The organism is Microbacterium testaceum (assembly GCF_029761935.1).
In the GTDB taxonomy this organism is placed as follows: domain Bacteria; phylum Actinomycetota; class Actinomycetes; order Actinomycetales; family Microbacteriaceae; genus Microbacterium; species Microbacterium testaceum_A.
In genome coordinates, this window is record NZ_CP121699.1 from 1,782,154 (window position 1) to 1,797,542 (window position 15,389).

General features: G+C 70.8%; 14 protein-coding genes. 8 read left to right on the forward strand and 6 right to left on the reverse strand.

The window, feature by feature from the left end:
- Window positions 1–19: 19 nt before the first annotated feature.
- The 3 genes from QBE02_RS08675 to QBE02_RS08685 all read right to left on the reverse strand — a co-directional run bounded on the left by QBE02_RS08675 (window position 20) and on the right by QBE02_RS08685 (window position 3,898).
- Complete coding sequence (locus QBE02_RS08675; protein ID WP_279365370.1) at window positions 20–1,603, reverse strand: AMP-binding protein; 1,584 nt, start codon at window positions 1,601–1,603, stop codon at window positions 20–22.
- 103 nt (window positions 1,604–1,706) lie between these two features.
- A complete protein-coding gene (gene chrA / locus QBE02_RS08680; protein WP_279365371.1) occupies window positions 1,707–2,900 on the reverse strand; it encodes a chromate efflux transporter in 1,194 nt (397 codons plus the stop codon).
- A 41-nt stretch (window positions 2,901–2,941) separates the two neighbouring features.
- Window positions 2,942–3,898 (reverse strand): Gfo/Idh/MocA family protein, encoded by a 957-nt coding sequence (locus tag QBE02_RS08685; protein ID WP_279365372.1) that lies wholly within the window; start codon window positions 3,896–3,898, stop codon window positions 2,942–2,944.
- A 108-nt stretch (window positions 3,899–4,006) separates the two neighbouring features.
- Between QBE02_RS08685 and QBE02_RS08690 the strand changes: the two genes are divergently transcribed.
- The 8 genes from QBE02_RS08690 to QBE02_RS08725 all read left to right on the forward strand — a co-directional run bounded on the left by QBE02_RS08690 (window position 4,007) and on the right by QBE02_RS08725 (window position 12,315).
- Window positions 4,007–5,161 carry a polysaccharide deacetylase family protein gene (locus QBE02_RS08690; protein ID WP_279365373.1) on the forward strand — a complete coding sequence of 385 codons (1,155 nt, stop codon included), beginning with the start codon at window positions 4,007–4,009 and terminating at the stop codon, window positions 5,159–5,161.
- A 173-nt stretch (window positions 5,162–5,334) separates the two neighbouring features.
- The gene (locus QBE02_RS08695) at window positions 5,335–6,462 is read left to right on the forward strand and encodes a glycosyltransferase family 2 protein (protein ID WP_279365374.1); all 1,128 of its coding nucleotides are present in this window, start codon (window positions 5,335–5,337) and stop codon (window positions 6,460–6,462) included.
- A gap of 41 nt (window positions 6,463–6,503) precedes the next feature.
- A complete protein-coding gene (locus QBE02_RS08700; protein WP_056225922.1) occupies window positions 6,504–6,761 on the forward strand; it encodes a glutaredoxin family protein in 258 nt (85 codons plus the stop codon).
- A gap of 10 nt (window positions 6,762–6,771) precedes the next feature.
- Complete coding sequence (locus tag QBE02_RS08705; protein ID WP_279365375.1) at window positions 6,772–7,710, forward strand: hypothetical protein; 939 nt, start codon at window positions 6,772–6,774, stop codon at window positions 7,708–7,710.
- A gap of 22 nt (window positions 7,711–7,732) precedes the next feature.
- Entirely contained in the window at window positions 7,733–8,986 is a 1,254-nt protein-coding gene (locus QBE02_RS08710) for a kynureninase (RefSeq protein ID WP_279367876.1), read from the forward strand.
- Between the two features lie 84 nt (window positions 8,987–9,070).
- On the forward strand, window positions 9,071–10,825 hold the full coding sequence (locus QBE02_RS08715) for a cation:proton antiporter (protein WP_279365376.1): 1,755 nt from the start codon (window positions 9,071–9,073) through the stop codon (window positions 10,823–10,825).
- A gap of 94 nt (window positions 10,826–10,919) precedes the next feature.
- Window positions 10,920–11,672 (forward strand): SDR family NAD(P)-dependent oxidoreductase, encoded by a 753-nt coding sequence (locus QBE02_RS08720; RefSeq protein WP_279365377.1) that lies wholly within the window; start codon window positions 10,920–10,922, stop codon window positions 11,670–11,672.
- Window positions 11,673–11,838: 166 nt separating this feature from the next.
- Window positions 11,839–12,315, forward strand: a complete 477-nt coding sequence (locus QBE02_RS08725) for a dehydrogenase (RefSeq protein WP_279365378.1) — start codon at window positions 11,839–11,841, stop codon at window positions 12,313–12,315.
- Window positions 12,316–12,349: 34 nt separating this feature from the next.
- On the opposite strand, the gene QBE02_RS08730 is transcribed toward QBE02_RS08725, so the two are convergent.
- The 3 genes from QBE02_RS08730 to QBE02_RS08740 form a co-directional block, all read right to left on the reverse strand.
- Window positions 12,350–12,742 (reverse strand): nuclear transport factor 2 family protein, encoded by a 393-nt coding sequence (locus QBE02_RS08730; RefSeq protein ID WP_279365379.1) that lies wholly within the window; start codon window positions 12,740–12,742, stop codon window positions 12,350–12,352.
- Between the two features lie 266 nt (window positions 12,743–13,008).
- Entirely contained in the window at window positions 13,009–14,556 is a 1,548-nt protein-coding gene (locus QBE02_RS08735; protein ID WP_056225904.1) for a DEAD/DEAH box helicase, read from the reverse strand.
- A gap of 187 nt (window positions 14,557–14,743) precedes the next feature.
- Complete coding sequence (locus tag QBE02_RS08740) at window positions 14,744–15,316, reverse strand: DNA-3-methyladenine glycosylase I (protein WP_279365380.1); 573 nt, start codon at window positions 15,314–15,316, stop codon at window positions 14,744–14,746.
- Window positions 15,317–15,389 lie beyond the last annotated feature (73 nt).

Genomic DNA, 15,389 nt, shown 5'->3' on the forward strand with positions numbered 1-15,389 from the left:
GCCACGGGACGAGATGACCTCACACGATCTCGCGGGCCCGCAGGTCCTTGCGCAGGATCTTCCCCGAGGTCGACTTGGGGATGACGTCGATGAACTCGACGCGGCGCACCTTCTTGTGCGGGGCCACCTCGCCGGCGACGAAGGCCATCACGTCGTCGGCGCTCAGACCGGCCCCGGGGGCGGCCACCACGAACGCCTTCGGGATCTCCTCGCCGTCGTCGCCGCGGACGCCGATGACGGCGGCATCCTGGATCTTCGGGTGCGACAGCAGCAGGGCCTCGAGCTCCGCCGGGGCGATCTGGTAACCGTGATATTTGATGAGCTCTTTGAGCCGGTCGACGATCGTGAAGTACCCGTCGACGTGGTGGACGCCGATGTCTCCGGTGTGCAGGAAGCCGTCGGCATCCAGCGTCTCGGCGGTGGCGTCCGGACGGTTGAGGTAACCGAGCATGACGTTGGGGCCGCGCACCCAGATCTCCCCGGGTGCCGTGAGGCCGTCGTCGCCGTGCTCCTCGAGGTCGGCTCCGGTCTCGGGGTCGACGAGCCGCCCCTCGCAGTTCGGTATGAGCACGCCGACCGAGCTGACCGGCATGTCGGTACCCGCCGGGATGGCATGCGACACCGGGCTCAACTCGCTCATGCCGTAGCCCTGATAGAAACGCGCGCCGATGCGCCGCCCGGCGGTCTCGGCTGTCTCGCCGTCGAGCGGAGCCGCTCCCGAGAAGACGCTGTGCACGCTCGAGAGGTCGAACTGGTCGACGGCGGGGTGTTTGGCCAGGGCGACGGCGATCGGCGGGGCGATGAAGAGGAACGTGCACCGGTGATCCTGCACGGTGCGCAGGAACTCCATCAGGTCGAACCTCGGCATGGTGACGAGCGTCGCGCGCTGGCGCAGCGCGAGGTTCAACAGCACCGTCATCCCGTAGATGTGGAAGAAGGGCAGCACGGCGAGCACCCGATCGTCGCGGGCGATCTCGATGACGGCCCGGCACTGGTGCACGTTCGCGACGAGGTTGCGGTGCGAGAGCATGACGCCCTTGGGGACCCCGGTGGTGCCGGACGAGTACGGCAGCACCGCGATGTGGGTCGCGGGGTCGAAGCACACCTCCGGCGGGGTGCGGCCCTCGCCCACCAGCGAGCGCAGATCGGGATGCCCCTCCGCGCCGTCGAGCACGATGACGCGCTCGTCCGGGATGCCGACGGCGCGCGCGGCCTGATGCGCCTGAGGCAGCAACGGCGACACGGTCACGAGCCAGGTGGCCGCGGCATCCCTCAGCTGTTTCTCGATCTCGTTCGCCGTGTACAGGGAGTTGATCGTGGTGATGATCGACCCCGCACGCAGGATGCCGTGGAACACCGTCGCGAACGCGGGGACGTTCGGGCACAGCATCGCGACGACGGTCTCGGTGTCGGCACCGCGGGCGGCCAGGGCCCCGGCGAACGCGTCGACCTGGGCGCGGAGGGCGCGGTAGGTGGTCTCGGCACCCCCGGCGGGATCCACCAGCGCGGCGCGATCGAGATCGGACTCCTCGAGCGATGCGAAGAGATAGTCGTAGATGCTCTGGTCGGGGATCTCGATGCTCGGGTACGGGCTCTGGAACACGGTTCTCTCCCTCGAAAACTGCCGCGGCGACGGTGCCGTGCGCTCATCCTGGCATCCGTGGGACGCGGTGTCATCCCGGACGGGACCGGCTCTCGGCGCCCGCTCAGGTGAAGGCGAGCACCACGCCCCCGACGGCCCCGACGATGACGACCGCCCACGCCGGAACGCGGAACGCGGTGAGGAGCACGAATCCCACCACCGCGAGCAGGAACGATCCCGCACCGGTGACGGCGGTCGTGAAGACGGGAGCGTAGAGAGCGGCACCGAGGATGCCGACCACGGCGGCGTTGGCCCCGCGCATCGCGGCGCGCACGCGGGGCTTCGAGCGCATCGCATCCCAGAACGGCAGGACGCCGGTGAGCACGAGGAAGCCCGGCACGAAGATCGCGGCGAGCGCGACGGCCGCACCCGCGATCCCCCCGGGACCGATGGAGGACACCGCACCGAGATAGGCGGAGAACGTGAAGAGCGGGCCGGGCACCGCCTGGGCGGCGCCGTACCCCGAGAGGAACGCCTCGGGGGAGACCCACCCGGTCTCGACCACCCCCGCCTGCAGCAGGGGCAGCACCACGTGGCCGCCGCCGAACACCAGGGCACCCGAACGGAAGAACGCGTCGATCAGGGCGGCCACCCCCGACCCGGTCGCCGCCGCGAGCACGGGAAGGCCCACGAGCCCGCCCACGAAGAGGACCAGACAGGTCACGGCGACGACGCGGGGCACGCCGAACGACGGCAGCGCCGGCGCAGAGGGCTCGACGACACCGCGCAGGAGCGCGAGCCCACCGAGCACCCCGACGGCGAGAGCGCACAGCTGCCCCGGAGCCCCCGGAAGGAGCAGCGCGAGGGCGAGGCCGACGACGGCGATACCCGCCCGCGGGGCGTCGGGCGCGAGCGTGCGGGTCATCCCCCACACGGCCTGGGCGACGATCGCCACCGCCACGACCTGCAGACCCGAGATCACGCCAGCGGCGACGGGGCCGCCGAGCACGGCGGCTCCCCCGGCGAACGCGACGAGAAGGACGGCGGAGGGAAGGGTGAAAGCGAGGAAGGCGGCGAGCGCGCCGAACACTCCGGCCCGCTGGAGCCCCATCGCGAAGCCCACCTGGCTCGACGCCGGACCGGGGAGGAACTGGCAGAGCGCCACGAGATCGGCGTACGCCCGGTCGTCCATCCACTTCCGGCGCACGACGAGGTCGTCGCGGAAGTACCCGAGGTGCGCGACGGGCCCACCGAACGAGGTGACGCCAAGACGAAGGAAGGCGAGGAACACCTCGCGAACGGAACCGGGCCGCTGCACCGCCCCATCCTGGCGCAGCGGGGGAAACGACGGGTGAATCGTCACACCAGACGGGGACGGAGCAGCGCGTCTACCAGCGCCAGGGTGACGCCGGTCACGCGCTGATCGTCGGCGATGTCGGCCCCCGCCACCGCGTCGCGGAAACGTTCGACCTCTCCGACCATCGGGTTGGCCGGAGCGTCCACCTCGATGACCTCGGCCGGCCCCGAGCGCGGAGTCAGCACCAACCGGCGGGGAGCGTCGATCGCGTCGATCGAGAGCGACGCGTCCTCCCCCTGGATCTCGCTGGGCAGGGCGCTATCGGTGATCTTCGACCAGGCGACGTCGGCGACGAACCCGTCGTATGCGGCGATCGCGCTCCCGAGCCCGTCCGTCCCCGAGGCGATCCCGACGCGCACGCCGTCGATCGAGCGGGGCGCGCCGAAGAGCCGCACGAACGCGTGGAGCGGGTAGACCCCCAGGTCGCGCAGGGCGCTCCCACCCAGCGCCGGATCGAAGATGTTCGTCTGCTCGCCCGCGAGCACGTGGTCGTACCGCGCCGAGCGCTTCTCGTATCGCAGCGAGACGCGGCGCACCACGCCTAACCGCGGCATCAGCCCGCGGACCGCGTCGAGTCCCGGGTCGTACCCCGAGCGCATCGCCTCGAGCAGGACGACGCCGCGCTCGCGAGCGTGCGACACCGCGGCATCCCATGCCTCCGCCGACAGCACCGCGGGCTTCTCGACGAGCACCGGGATGCCGGCATCCACCGCCTCGCGCACCTGCTCCGCGTGCACCGCGTTGGGGCTGGCGAGATAGACGGCGTCGACGTCGGGAGCCGCGAGGAGGTCCGCGAGGCCAACCGCGGTGCGTGGCGCCCCGATCGCGTCGGCGAAGGCCCGGGCGCGCTCCGCGTCTCGAGACGCCACCCGCGAGACCTCGACGCCCGCGACGACGGCGACCGCGTCCGCGAAGCGTTCGGAGATGGAACTGGTCCCGACGATGCCGATGCGAATCATGCCCTCATCCTCCCGCGAACGCCGCGCCGCACGGTCCCCTCGTTCACGGGTGTGGCTTTTCACGTCGATAGGATCGCGCCGAATCACCCGTCCGAAGCCCGAGGCACCATGAACACCACCCGAGCCGAGCATCGTCGCCGCGCCGCCCGCCGTACCCGTCGGCGCCGCACGATCAGCGCCGTCATCGCCGTCGCCCTGATCGGCGCGGGCGTCGTCGCGATCGCCCTGACCCGCACCCCCGAGGCTCCCCTCGTCGCCGACGACACCTCCGTGAGCGCCGCACCCACAGAGACACCGACCCCGACGGCGACGCCCCTGACGCCCGCGCAAGCGCTACTCGCCGGCTCGACCGACCCGCACGCCTGCGCCGTCTCGTTCGCCGGGGACGGCATCGCCCTCGACCCGCAGCTGCAGACGCAGGGCGCTCGATACCAGAACCTGCCCATCCCGCGCGCCGACGGCCGCGTCTTCGCCGGGTGGTACGACGACGCGACCGCGGCCTCGGCGATGACGCAGACCGCGCGCCTGAACGGCGCCGACCTCGTCGCCTGCATCGACCGGCAGCGGACGCTCCACGCCGGGTGGACGACCCCCGAGGCGAACGCAGCCGAGGCCGCCGGCATCCCCATCCTCATGTACCACCAGTTCACGCGGAACCCGAACGGCGAAGACAACTGGCTGCGGCTGAACTACACCTACGTCGGCGACTTCGACGCGCAGATGGCCCACATCCAGCAGTCCGCCTTCTACCTGCCCACCTGGGACGAGCTGAGCGCGTTCATCGACGGAAAGCTCTTCCTGCCGAAGCACTCCGTGGTCATCACCGACGACGACGCCGACAGCACCTGGCTCGAGATGGCCGCCCCGATCGTCGGCGACCGGAAGCTCCTGACCACCTCGTTCGTCATCACCTCGGCACGGACGGAAGGCACACCCAACCCCTTCGTCCTGCAACGGTCGCACACCCACGACATGCACCGCGCCGGAGCGAACGGGAAGGGGCGCATGGTCAACGAGGACGCCGACACGATCGCCGCCGATCTGGAACGGTCGGCGCAGATCCTCGGAGCGAAAGAGGTCGTCGCCTACCCCTTCGGGCACTACAACGACACGACGAAGGAGGGACTGCGTCGCGCCGGCTTCGAGCTGGGTCGCACGATCGAACACGGATACGTGCGCGTCGGAACCGATAAACTCGCCCTGCCCGTCATCCGCGTGAATTACGGAATGACGGTCGACGATCTCAAGAAGGAGATCGGCTGACCTCCCCCTGCCGGAGAGAATCGGCGGGAACACCCGCTCACGAGCAGTCGCTCATGGCCCACCGAGGTGGGCATCCGTGATCTCTCAGGTAAGTACGCCAGACTTTCAGATCGGGCACGCGCCGACCGCTCTGCGCTGTTCACTTCTGTCTTACCGAGAAAACGCGAGCTGCTATGGACCTTTCCGTCATCGTTCCGACCTTCAACGAAGGTCCGAACGTCGCCGAGCTCGTCCGACGGACGACACACGCGCTGCTCGGTCGTACGGTCGAAGTGATCTTCGTCGACGACTCCACCGACGACACCCCTGACATCATCCGGGCCGTCGCCGCGGCATCCGAGGTCCCCGTCCGCCTCATCCACCGCGACAACCCGGTGGGCGGTCTCGGCGGCGCCGTGGTTGAGGGCATCCGTGCCGCGGAGTCCGACCGCTGCGTCGTCATGGACGGCGATCTGCAGCACCCGCCCGAGGTCATCGCCGACATGCTCGCGCGCGCCGAGGTCGGCGACGCCGACGTCGTCGTCGCCTCGCGTTACGTCGCCGGCGGTACCTCCGACGGTCTCGCCAATGCGGTGCGCACCACCGTGTCGCGCGCGTCGACGCTGCTGACCAAGGCGATGTTCCCCAAGAAGCTCAACAACTGCACCGACCCGATGACGGGCTTCTTCCTCGTGGACCGCCGCACGCTCGAGATCGAGACCCTGCAGCCGCGCGGCTTCAAGATCCTGCTCGAGATCCTCGCGCGCAAGCAGATGCGCGTGGCCGAGGTGCCGTTCTCGTTCGCCCCCCGGTTCGCCGGTGAGTCCAAGGCGACCTTCAGTCAGGGCATGCGCTTCCTCACCCAGCTGACCATGCTCCGCTTCGGACGTATGTCGGCGTTCGCCCTCGTCGGCGGGCTGGGAGCCGTGGCCAACCTCGCGATCATGTGGGCCCTGCAGGCCTTCGGCGTTCAGTACCTCGTCGCCGCGGTCATCGCCAGCATCGTCACGATCGTCGCGAACTTCATCGCGCTCGAGTACCTCGTGTTCGCCGACATGCGCGCCGAGTCCGGCCTCATGCGGCATCGCTTCATCAAGTCGTTCACGTTCAACGGCGTCGAGGCCATCGTGCGCATCCCGGTGATCTGGGTTCTCGTGAGCCAGGCCCACATGCCCAGCGTCATCGCCGCGGCCCTTACGCTCATCGCCGCCTTCGTGGTGCGCTTCGTCTTCCACGCCCTCGTGGTCTACGCGCCCAAGAAGAGCCGCGTCGGCAAGGCCGTCCGTGCGATCGAGCCCCTCGAGGACGAAGTCACCGCCTGACCCCCGGCGCTCACCGTCGCGCTGCGGCGTACGCTGGAGGCATGTCCTCCGACGCAACCATCCGTATGTTCGGCGCCGACTGGTGCCGCGATTGCATCCGTACCAAGAAGCAACTCGACGAGCTCGGCATCGACTACGAGTACATCGACCTCGTGGCCGACCCCGCCGCGGCCGACGTCGCCAAAGAGATCTCCGGGCGCACCAGCATCCCGGTGGTCGTCTACCCCGACTCCAGCCACCACGTCGAGCCGTCGAACGCCGACGTCGAGAGCAAGCTCCGCGAGCTGTCGCTGATCTGATCGCGACGGCGTGATCCTCTCCGCCGCGTGGCCCGTGCGGCGCGCGCTCACCGCTGAAACGGGAAGCGCGTTGCCCGCGCTCGTCGATCACCACGTGCACCTGCACCTGATCGATCCCGCGGCCCTCGGGCGTCGAGGGATCGCCGCCGTGGTCGACCTCGGCGGCGATCCCTTCGCCCTCGCGCGCCGGCCGTCCGGTCTGCCTCGGACCGCGTTCGCCGGGGCCTTCCTCACCGTCCCCGGCGGGTACCCCGACGGTCGCTCGTGGGCTCCGCCGTCGATCGTCCGGTTCGTCACCGATCCTTCGCGGCATCCGGGAGTCGAGGGCGGAGCCCGCACCGTGGTGGATGAGCAGGCGGATGCCGGAGCGTCACTCATCAAGGTCGCGCTCCACGCCGACGCCGGTCCGGTGCTGTCCGACGCCGCCCTCGCCGCCGTGGTCGCCTCGGCGTCCGAGCGGGGCCTCCCCGTCGTCGCGCACGCCCAAGGCCCCGGTCAGGTCGACCGGGCGATCGATGCGGGCGTGACCGCCCTCGCTCACGCCCCCTTCGACGCCCTCGTCTCTCGACGCCAGGTGGCGCGCGCCGTCGCCGCGGGCCACGCGTGGATCTCGACGCTCGACATCCACCGCGGCGCCGATCGCGAGCGCGCGATCTCGAATCTCCGCGCGTTCGCCGCGCGCGGCGGCCGCGTGCTCTACGGCACGGACCTCGGCAACGGCTCGTTGCCCGCGGGCGTCAATCGACGCGAGCTGCTCGCCCTGACCGAGGCGGGCGTGCGCGGCGACGCTCTCGTGACCGCCCTCACCGACCCCTGGCCCCGTGCCCGGCCTCTCGACGCCGTCTCGACCTTCGTCGCCGGCGCCGCCCCCACCGACGACGACGAGGTCGCGAGCTGGCTCAGCCGGGCGACCGTCGTTCCGACCGAGGAGCTCACCCGTGTCGACTGACCCCTCTCCCGACTCCGGCTCCGTGGACCGGCTCGAGGTCCCGGCCCACTCCTTCGCCGCCGAGGCGCGGCACCTCGACGAGGCCGATCCCCTCGCGCACCACCGCGACGCCTTCGTCGGCAGCGAGACGTCGCTGATCTACTTCGACGGCAACTCGCTCGGGCGGCCTCCCCGCGCCACCGCCGATCGGCTCGCACGCTTCGTCACCGACGAGTGGGGTGGACGTCTCATCCGCGGGTGGGACGAGACGTGGATGGAACTGCCCTTCGTGATCGGCGACCGGATCGGTGCCCTGGCGCTGGGCGCGGCATCCGGTCAGACGGTGATCGGCGACTCGACCACCGTCTTGCTCTACAAGATGCTGCGCGCCGCCCTCGACGCCCAGACGGCACGCGATCCCGAACGCGTCGAGATCGTCGTCGGGCGCGACGACTTCCCCACCGACCGTTACCTCGTCGAGGGGATCGCGGCAGAACGGGGAGCGCGCGTGGTCTGGGTCGAGGTCGACACCGCACGCGGAGTGGATGCCGACTCCCTCCGCGCCGCGGTCGGACCGCGCACCGCGGTGGTGCTCTTGAGCCACGTCTCGTACCGGTCGGGCTTCCTCGCCGACGGACCCGAGCTGACCGCGATCGCGCACCGGGCCGGAGCGCTCGTGCTGTGGGACCTCTGCCACTCGGCCGGGTCCGTGCCGGTCGAGCTCGACGCGTGGAACGCCGACCTCGCGGTCGGCTGCACCTACAAGTACCTCAACGGCGGGCCCGGCTCCCCCGCGTTCGCGTACGTCGCGTCTCGTCATCACGCGACCCTGACCCAGCCGGTCCAGGGATGGATGGGGGCCGCCGACGTCTTCTCGATGGGGCCGCAGTACCGCCCCGCCGAGGGCATGCGCCGCTTCCTCTCCGGCACACCCCCGGTGCTGGCCATGGTCGCCATGCAGGACACCCTCGACCTTCTCGACGTTGCCGGCATCGAGGCGGTGCGGGCGAAATCGATCGCTCTCACCGAGTTCGCGGTGCGGGTGGCCGACGGCATCCTGAGTCCGCTCGGCGTGCGGCTCGCCTCTCCGCGCGACCCGGCGGAACGCGGCGGACACGTGACGCTCTCGCACCCCGCGATGAGGGCGGTGACGGCCCGCCTGTGGAGCGACGACGTCATCCCCGACTACCGCGACCCGCGCGGGCTGCGCATCGGACTCGCGCCCCTCTCGACGAGCTTCGCCGAGACCCTGGCGGGACTGCAGGCCGTGGCCGCCGCCGTGCGCGCGGAGAGCTGAGGGCCGGACGGCATCGAGGACCCCGCTCGTCTCGTCGGCCCGGTGCCGCTCCGCCGAGCGAAGCCCGAGGGATAGCCTCGAAGGGTGATCGATCCCCTCCTCCTCGTCCTCGCCGGAGTGGTGGTCGTCGCCCTCGCCACGGTGATCGGGCCGCGCTTCAACGTCGCCGGCCCGCTCGTCCTTCTGGCGGTGGGCGCGGGGGTGAGCCTGCTCCCCTTCGTCGAACCGTTCTCGGTGAACCCCGAGGTCATCCTCGTCGGGGTTCTGCCCCCGCTGCTCTATTCGGCGGCCGTGCAGCTTCCGGCCATCGAGTTCCGTCGCGACTTCGCCCCCATCGCGGGGCTCTCTGTGCTTCTCGTCGTCTTCAGCTCGCTCGTCCTCGGTCTGTTCTTCTGGGCCGTCATCCCCGGTCTCGGCCTCGCTCTCGCCATCGCCCTGGGCGCGATCCTCAGCCCCACGGATGCCGTGGCCACCTCGATCGCCAAACGCCTGGGGATCTCGCCGCGCGTGGTGACGATGCTCGAGGGCGAGAGCCTGCTCAACGACGCCACCGCTCTCGTGCTGCTGCGCACGGCTGTGGCGGCCGTGGCTTCGGGATTCGCGTTCGGCGACGCCCTCGCCGACTTCGCGTGGGCCGTCATGATCGCCCTCGTGTTCGGCGCGGTCGTCGGCTGGGCCAACCTGCGCGTGCGCGAGCGCGTCTCGAACTCCGCCGCGAACACCGCGCTGAGTTTCACCATCCCCTTCCTCGCCTACCTCCCGACCGAGCACCTCGGCGGATCCGGTCTGGTCGCCGCGGTGGTCGCGGGCATCGTCACCGGCCAGGGCGCGGCGCGGCGCTTCACCCCGGAGCAACGCATCAGCGACAGGCTCAACTGGCGCACGGTCGAGCTGATCCTCGAGGGCGGAGTCTTCCTCGTCTTCGGCCTCGAGCTGAAGGACATCGTCGTCGCCAACCTCAGGGAGCACGAGGGGCTCTGGCACGGAACGTGGCTCGCCCTCTCCGCGCTCGGGATCGTGCTGCTCGTGCGCGCGCTGTACGTGACCGGGCTGATCGCGGTGCAGGCTCGGCGCAGCCGACGACACGTTCGCCACCAGGACCGGATCGAGGGTGCGCAGCAGCGCCTCGACCGCTTCGAAGAGGCGTACCGGGAGGCACCCGAGCAGTTCGGCGAGGGGCGTGCCGACCCCGCCCGCACCGAGCGCCGCATCGGGTGGATGCGCGCGCGGATCTCGCGCACGATGGCCGATCTCGACTACTACCGCGACTCGCCCTTGACCGCGCGTCACGGGACCGTGATCGTCTGGGCGGGGATGCGCGGGGTCGTGACCCTCGCGGCGGCTCAGACGCTCCCGGTGGACACCCCGCAACGTCCGCTCCTGATCTTCGTCGCCTTCCTCGTCGCACTGTTCAGCTTGGTCCTGCAGGGGCTGACGCTGTCGCCGGTCGTGCGCGGCGTGGGCCTGAGCGGCGACGGCGGCGAAGGCCCCACGCGCGACGAGCAGCGAGCCCTGAGTTCGGAGCTTCGGGATGCCGCGATCACGGCCGTTCAGTCGGGCTCGCTCGCGCGGCGCGACGGCGAGCCCTTCCCCGCCGACCTGGTCGAGCGCGCCGGCGCCCGGCTCGTGCAGCCGCCGGACGACGACGACGACGCGAACGCACGGGTGCGAGACCTGCTGGAGCTGCGTCTGGCCTCCATCGAGGCGATGCGCAAGCGCCTGGGCGAGCTGAGCCGCGACGGGCGTTTCAGCACGGCGGCGCTGCGTCACGCCCTCGCCGAGCTGGACGCCGACCAGCTGAGTCTCGAGCTGCGCATCGACGACGGCGCGGACGATTGACGCGGAATACCGCGACCGGTGTTTCGGTTTCCATCCACGCGCATGCGGTCACCGCGAGAGCCGGGGTGACTCGACTGCGGGAGAGAAGTACCCCATGAGCAGGTTCGCCCGGAAAGTCGCCCTTGTCACCGGCGGAGGAAGCGGAATCGGAGCCGCCATCGCGCGGCAGCTCGGCAAAGAAGGCGCCTCGGTGATCGTCACCGACATCAACCTCGAGGCCGCCGAACGCGTCGCCCAGGAGATCACCGTCGTCGGCGGCACCGCCACCGCGTTCGCCCAGAACACCGCGAAGTGGCAGGACTCCGAGTCGGCCGTCGAATTCGCGAAGAAGACCTACGGCGGACTCCACGTGGCGGTGAACAACGCCGGCATCGGCGGTCAGGCCGCGACCATCGGCGACTACGACATCGAGTCGTGGGACCGCGTGCGCGCGATCAACCTCGACGGCGTGTTCTACGGGCTGAAGTTCCAGCTGCCCGCGATCGTCGCCTCCGGTGGCGGAGCGATCGTGAACATGGCATCCGTCCTCGGCTCGGTGGGCATCGCCCAGAGCTCCGCCTATGTGGCGGCCAAGCACGCCCTCGTCGGGCTGACCAAGGTCGCCGCGCTGGAGTACACCGCCCAGGGCGTGCGCACGAACGCCGTCGGCCCCGGATTCATCGACACGCCCCTGGTGCGCGCGAGCCTGTCGCCCGAGGCTCTGACCCACCTCGAGAACGAGCACGCCGCCGGCCGCCTCGGCACGGACGACGAAGTCGCCGCCCTCACGCTGTTCCTGCTGAGCGACGACGCGTCGTTCATCTCGGGGAGTTACCACCTCGTCGACGGCGGATACTCCGCCCACTGAGCCGAACCCACCGGGCCCGCCGCGGCGGGCCCGGTGCTGCGCGAGCCTCGGGCAGTGTGCGAGCGCGTCGGACATCGCTCTCGAGAGATGCCCCGTCACACGCGGGACGCCGGGCGAGAGGGGACGTTTCGCAGGCTCGTGCGGCACAATGGACGCGGAGGTTTCCATGAGCGATCCGATCCCGACGATGCCGTCATCTGCGGATGCCGCCGGGACCCGCCCCGTGCCACTCGTGCACGCGGCGGCCGAGTGCCCGAAGTGCTTCACCGAGCTGCAGAGCGATCGCGACTGGTGGCGTGCACGCCCCGCCGGCTCGCGGCTGGTCGGCCTCGTGGTCTCGCGCCCCGACATGGAGACCGTCAAGCAGCAACGCGACGATCTCACTCGCTTCGGCGTGCCGATCGAGGGCTTCCGCCACCCCGCGCCCGAGACCCTCGAGGGATGGTCGAAGAGACTCGACCGGTTCTTCGGAACGCTGACGCGCGGTGACGTTCTCGTCGTCGCGAGCGTGCACGCTCTCGGCCTGACGCGCGAGGACGAGACGCGTGCCGTCGCGGACCTCCGTCGACGCGGCGTGATGGTCAAAGTCCTCTCTCACGGCGATCGCCACCTGCACGACGCGACCCTTCCGCCGCGCGGCTGAGGCCGCCGTCTCCGCCCGATGGAGTGGGCGGTGATCAGGAGGGATCGCTGACGCGCCCCGCCTCGAACGTCTGGCGTACCTCGGCGGTGTCGTAGACGATGTGCAGCGTCTCGATGCGTCCGTCGGGGGCGAGTTCAGCCACATCGACGACCGTGAACGGCGCGGGGGAACCGTCGGCCAGCACCCAGTCGAACCGGAACCAGAAGCTGAGGATCGGCGCGCCCGAAAGATCTCCCATCACGCTGCGCAGCGTGAGCTTCGACGATTGCGTGTCGGCGAAGAGGACGGGGTAGAAGTTCTCGGGTGCGAGCGTCCCGTACAGCGGCGAGTTCACTCGGGCCTGCGGCGCGAACAGCGCCAACACCGCCTCAAGGTCGGCGTTCTGCAGAGCGGCGAGATAGCGATCGACGAGTTCACCGGGAGTCATCTGGGGCGGTTCCTTTCTTCACAACGGCCGCAGGTCCCGGCGATGACGTCACAATCCGACGTACCGCGCAAGATGCTCGACGGTCGACCTCGAGCCCGCCGCGACCAGGTCGGGCGGAGTACCCGCGAAACGACCGTACCGCCGTCGCGGCCCGCACCGGGACCGGGGTCGATGATCCCGTCCGCGTGCGCCGACGAAACCCCGTGAACGACCAGAGAAACGACGAGGCCCCCGCAGACGGATCTGCGGGGGCCTCGTGACGTGGATCAGCCCTGGGCGCGACGGTTCGTGCGGGGGCTGCGCGCGCCGACGACCATCCCGGTCGTGGGGGTTCCGGATGCCGAACGGCCCGCGCCCTGCGAACGCGAGGCGCCCGCTCCGGCGCGCTGTCCGCCACCGGTGCCCTGGCCGCGACCGGCACCGGAGCGCTGGCCCTGGCTACGCCCGCCCTGGGGCGCGTGGCCCGCAGCGGCGGGGGCATCGGCCGAGGGACCGCCGGCGCCACGGCCGCGGCGACGACGTCCGCCGCCGGCGGATGCGGCGTCCGCACCCTGGGCGCGCTCGGCGCGCTTGCGCTGGGCGTTCGCGCCCTGCGAGCGTCCGCCGCCCTGAGGCTGCGCGACGATCGGCTCGGGCTTGACGTACGGAGCGACCTCGCCGACCAGGGCGACGACCTCGGGAGAGGTCGGCGTCACGGCCGTGGGCGTGGCCGAGATCTTGGCCTTGCGCAGGATGTCGAGGGTGTCGCGACGCTGCTCGGGGAGCATGATCGTGACGACGTCACCGGCGGTGCCGGCACGGGCGGTACGGCCCGAGCGGTGCAGGTACGCCTTGTGCTCGACGGGCGGGTCGACGTGCACGACGAGCTCGACACCGTCGACGTGGACGCCGCGGGCGGCGACGTCGGTCGCGACGAGCACCTTGGCGCGGCCGTCGCCGAAGGCGGCGAGGTTGCGGTCGCGCTGCGGCTGCGACAGGTTTCCGTGCAGGTCGACCGAGGGGATACCCGCGGCCGTCAGGGCCTTCGCCAGCTTCTTGGCCTGGTGCTTGGTGCGCATGAACAGGATGCGGCGCGCGGTGCCCGAGGCGAGCGTCTGCACGAGCTCCTTCTTGGCGTCGGCGTCGGCGGGGGCGAACACGTGGTGGGTCATGGCGGCGACGTGCGAGTGCGCCTCGTCGACCGAGTGCAGCACCTCGTTGCGCAGGAAGCGCTTGACGAGCTTGTCCACACCGTTGTCGAGGGTGGCCGAGAACAGCATGCGCTGGCCGTTGGCGGGCGTGCGCGACAGCAGACGCGTGACACCGGGGAGGAAGCCGAGGTCGGCCATGTGGTCGGCCTCGTCGAGCACGGTGATCTCGACGTCGTCGAGGCTCGCGTGGCCCTGACCGATGAGGTCTTCGAGGCGACCGGGGCACGCGACGAGGATGTCGACGCCGCCGTTGAACGCGTCGACCTGGCGCTTCTGGTTCACGCCGCCGTACACGGTGGTGGTGACCAGGCCGTAGGCCGCGGCGAGGGGCTTGATGACCTCGTCGATCTGGTTGGCGAGCTCGCGGGTGGGAGCGAGCACGAGGGCGCGGGGCTTGCGGCCGCGACGGCGGTCGTTCTTGCCGGCGAGGCGCGCGACGAGGGGAAGAGAAAAGGCGAGGGTCTTGCCCGAGCCGGTCTTACCGCGGCCGAGCACGTCACGGCCGGCGAGGGTGTCGGGCAGGGTGTCTGCCTGGATGGGGAACGCGTCGTTCTTGCCCTGCGAGGCGAGAACGTCGACGAGGGGGGCGGGCACGCCGAGGTCGGCGAAAGTCTGGGACGTCATGAATACTCCAGCCGCGGCGCACGCGCGCACGGCGGTTCGGGATGCCGCGATGCTGCGGCTGCAGGGGGCGAAGGCGCCGGGTGGCGCATCCGTTCGCCGTGAAGGTCAAAGGCCCAACGTAAAGGGGGCCGGTGCGTTCGACGACGCAGGGAGCGAATGCTCCCGATGAGCCCAGTCTAGCGGTGCGTCACGCGGCCGCGCGCCAGCAGCCGGCCACGTGGTCGTCGACCATGCCCGATGACTGCATGAGCGCGTACATCGTGGTCGGGCCGACGAAGCGGAAACCGCGGCGGCGGAGCTCCTTGCTGAGGGCTGCCGATTCGGGGGTGACGGCGGGGACATCGGCGAACACGCGGGGCGGGGTGTGCGCGGCCGGCGCGAACGACCACATGAGCGCGTCGAGCTCACCCTCGGCCATCTCCGCGACGATGCCGGCGTTCCCGATCACGGCCTCGATCTTCGCACGGTTGCGGACGATGCCGGCATCCTGCATCAACCGCTCGACGTCGTCGGGGCCGAACGCCGCCACCGCGGCGGGGTCGAACCCGTCGAACACCTCGCGGAAGCGCGGACGCTTGCGCAGGATCGTGATCCACGACAGCCCCGCTTGGAAGCCCTCGAGGCTCATCTTCTCGAACAGCGGACGGTCGCCGTGCAGAGCGGTACCCCACTCCTCGTCGTGATACCGCTGGTACTCGGCGTCGGCGCCGGCCCACGCGCAGCGGGCGGTGCCGTCGAGACCGATCAGGACGTCGCTCATCACCTCAGGCTAGAGGCGACCACCGACACGGCGCGGCAGCGCGAAGAGACGCGAAGCGGACGGCGGCGCCCCC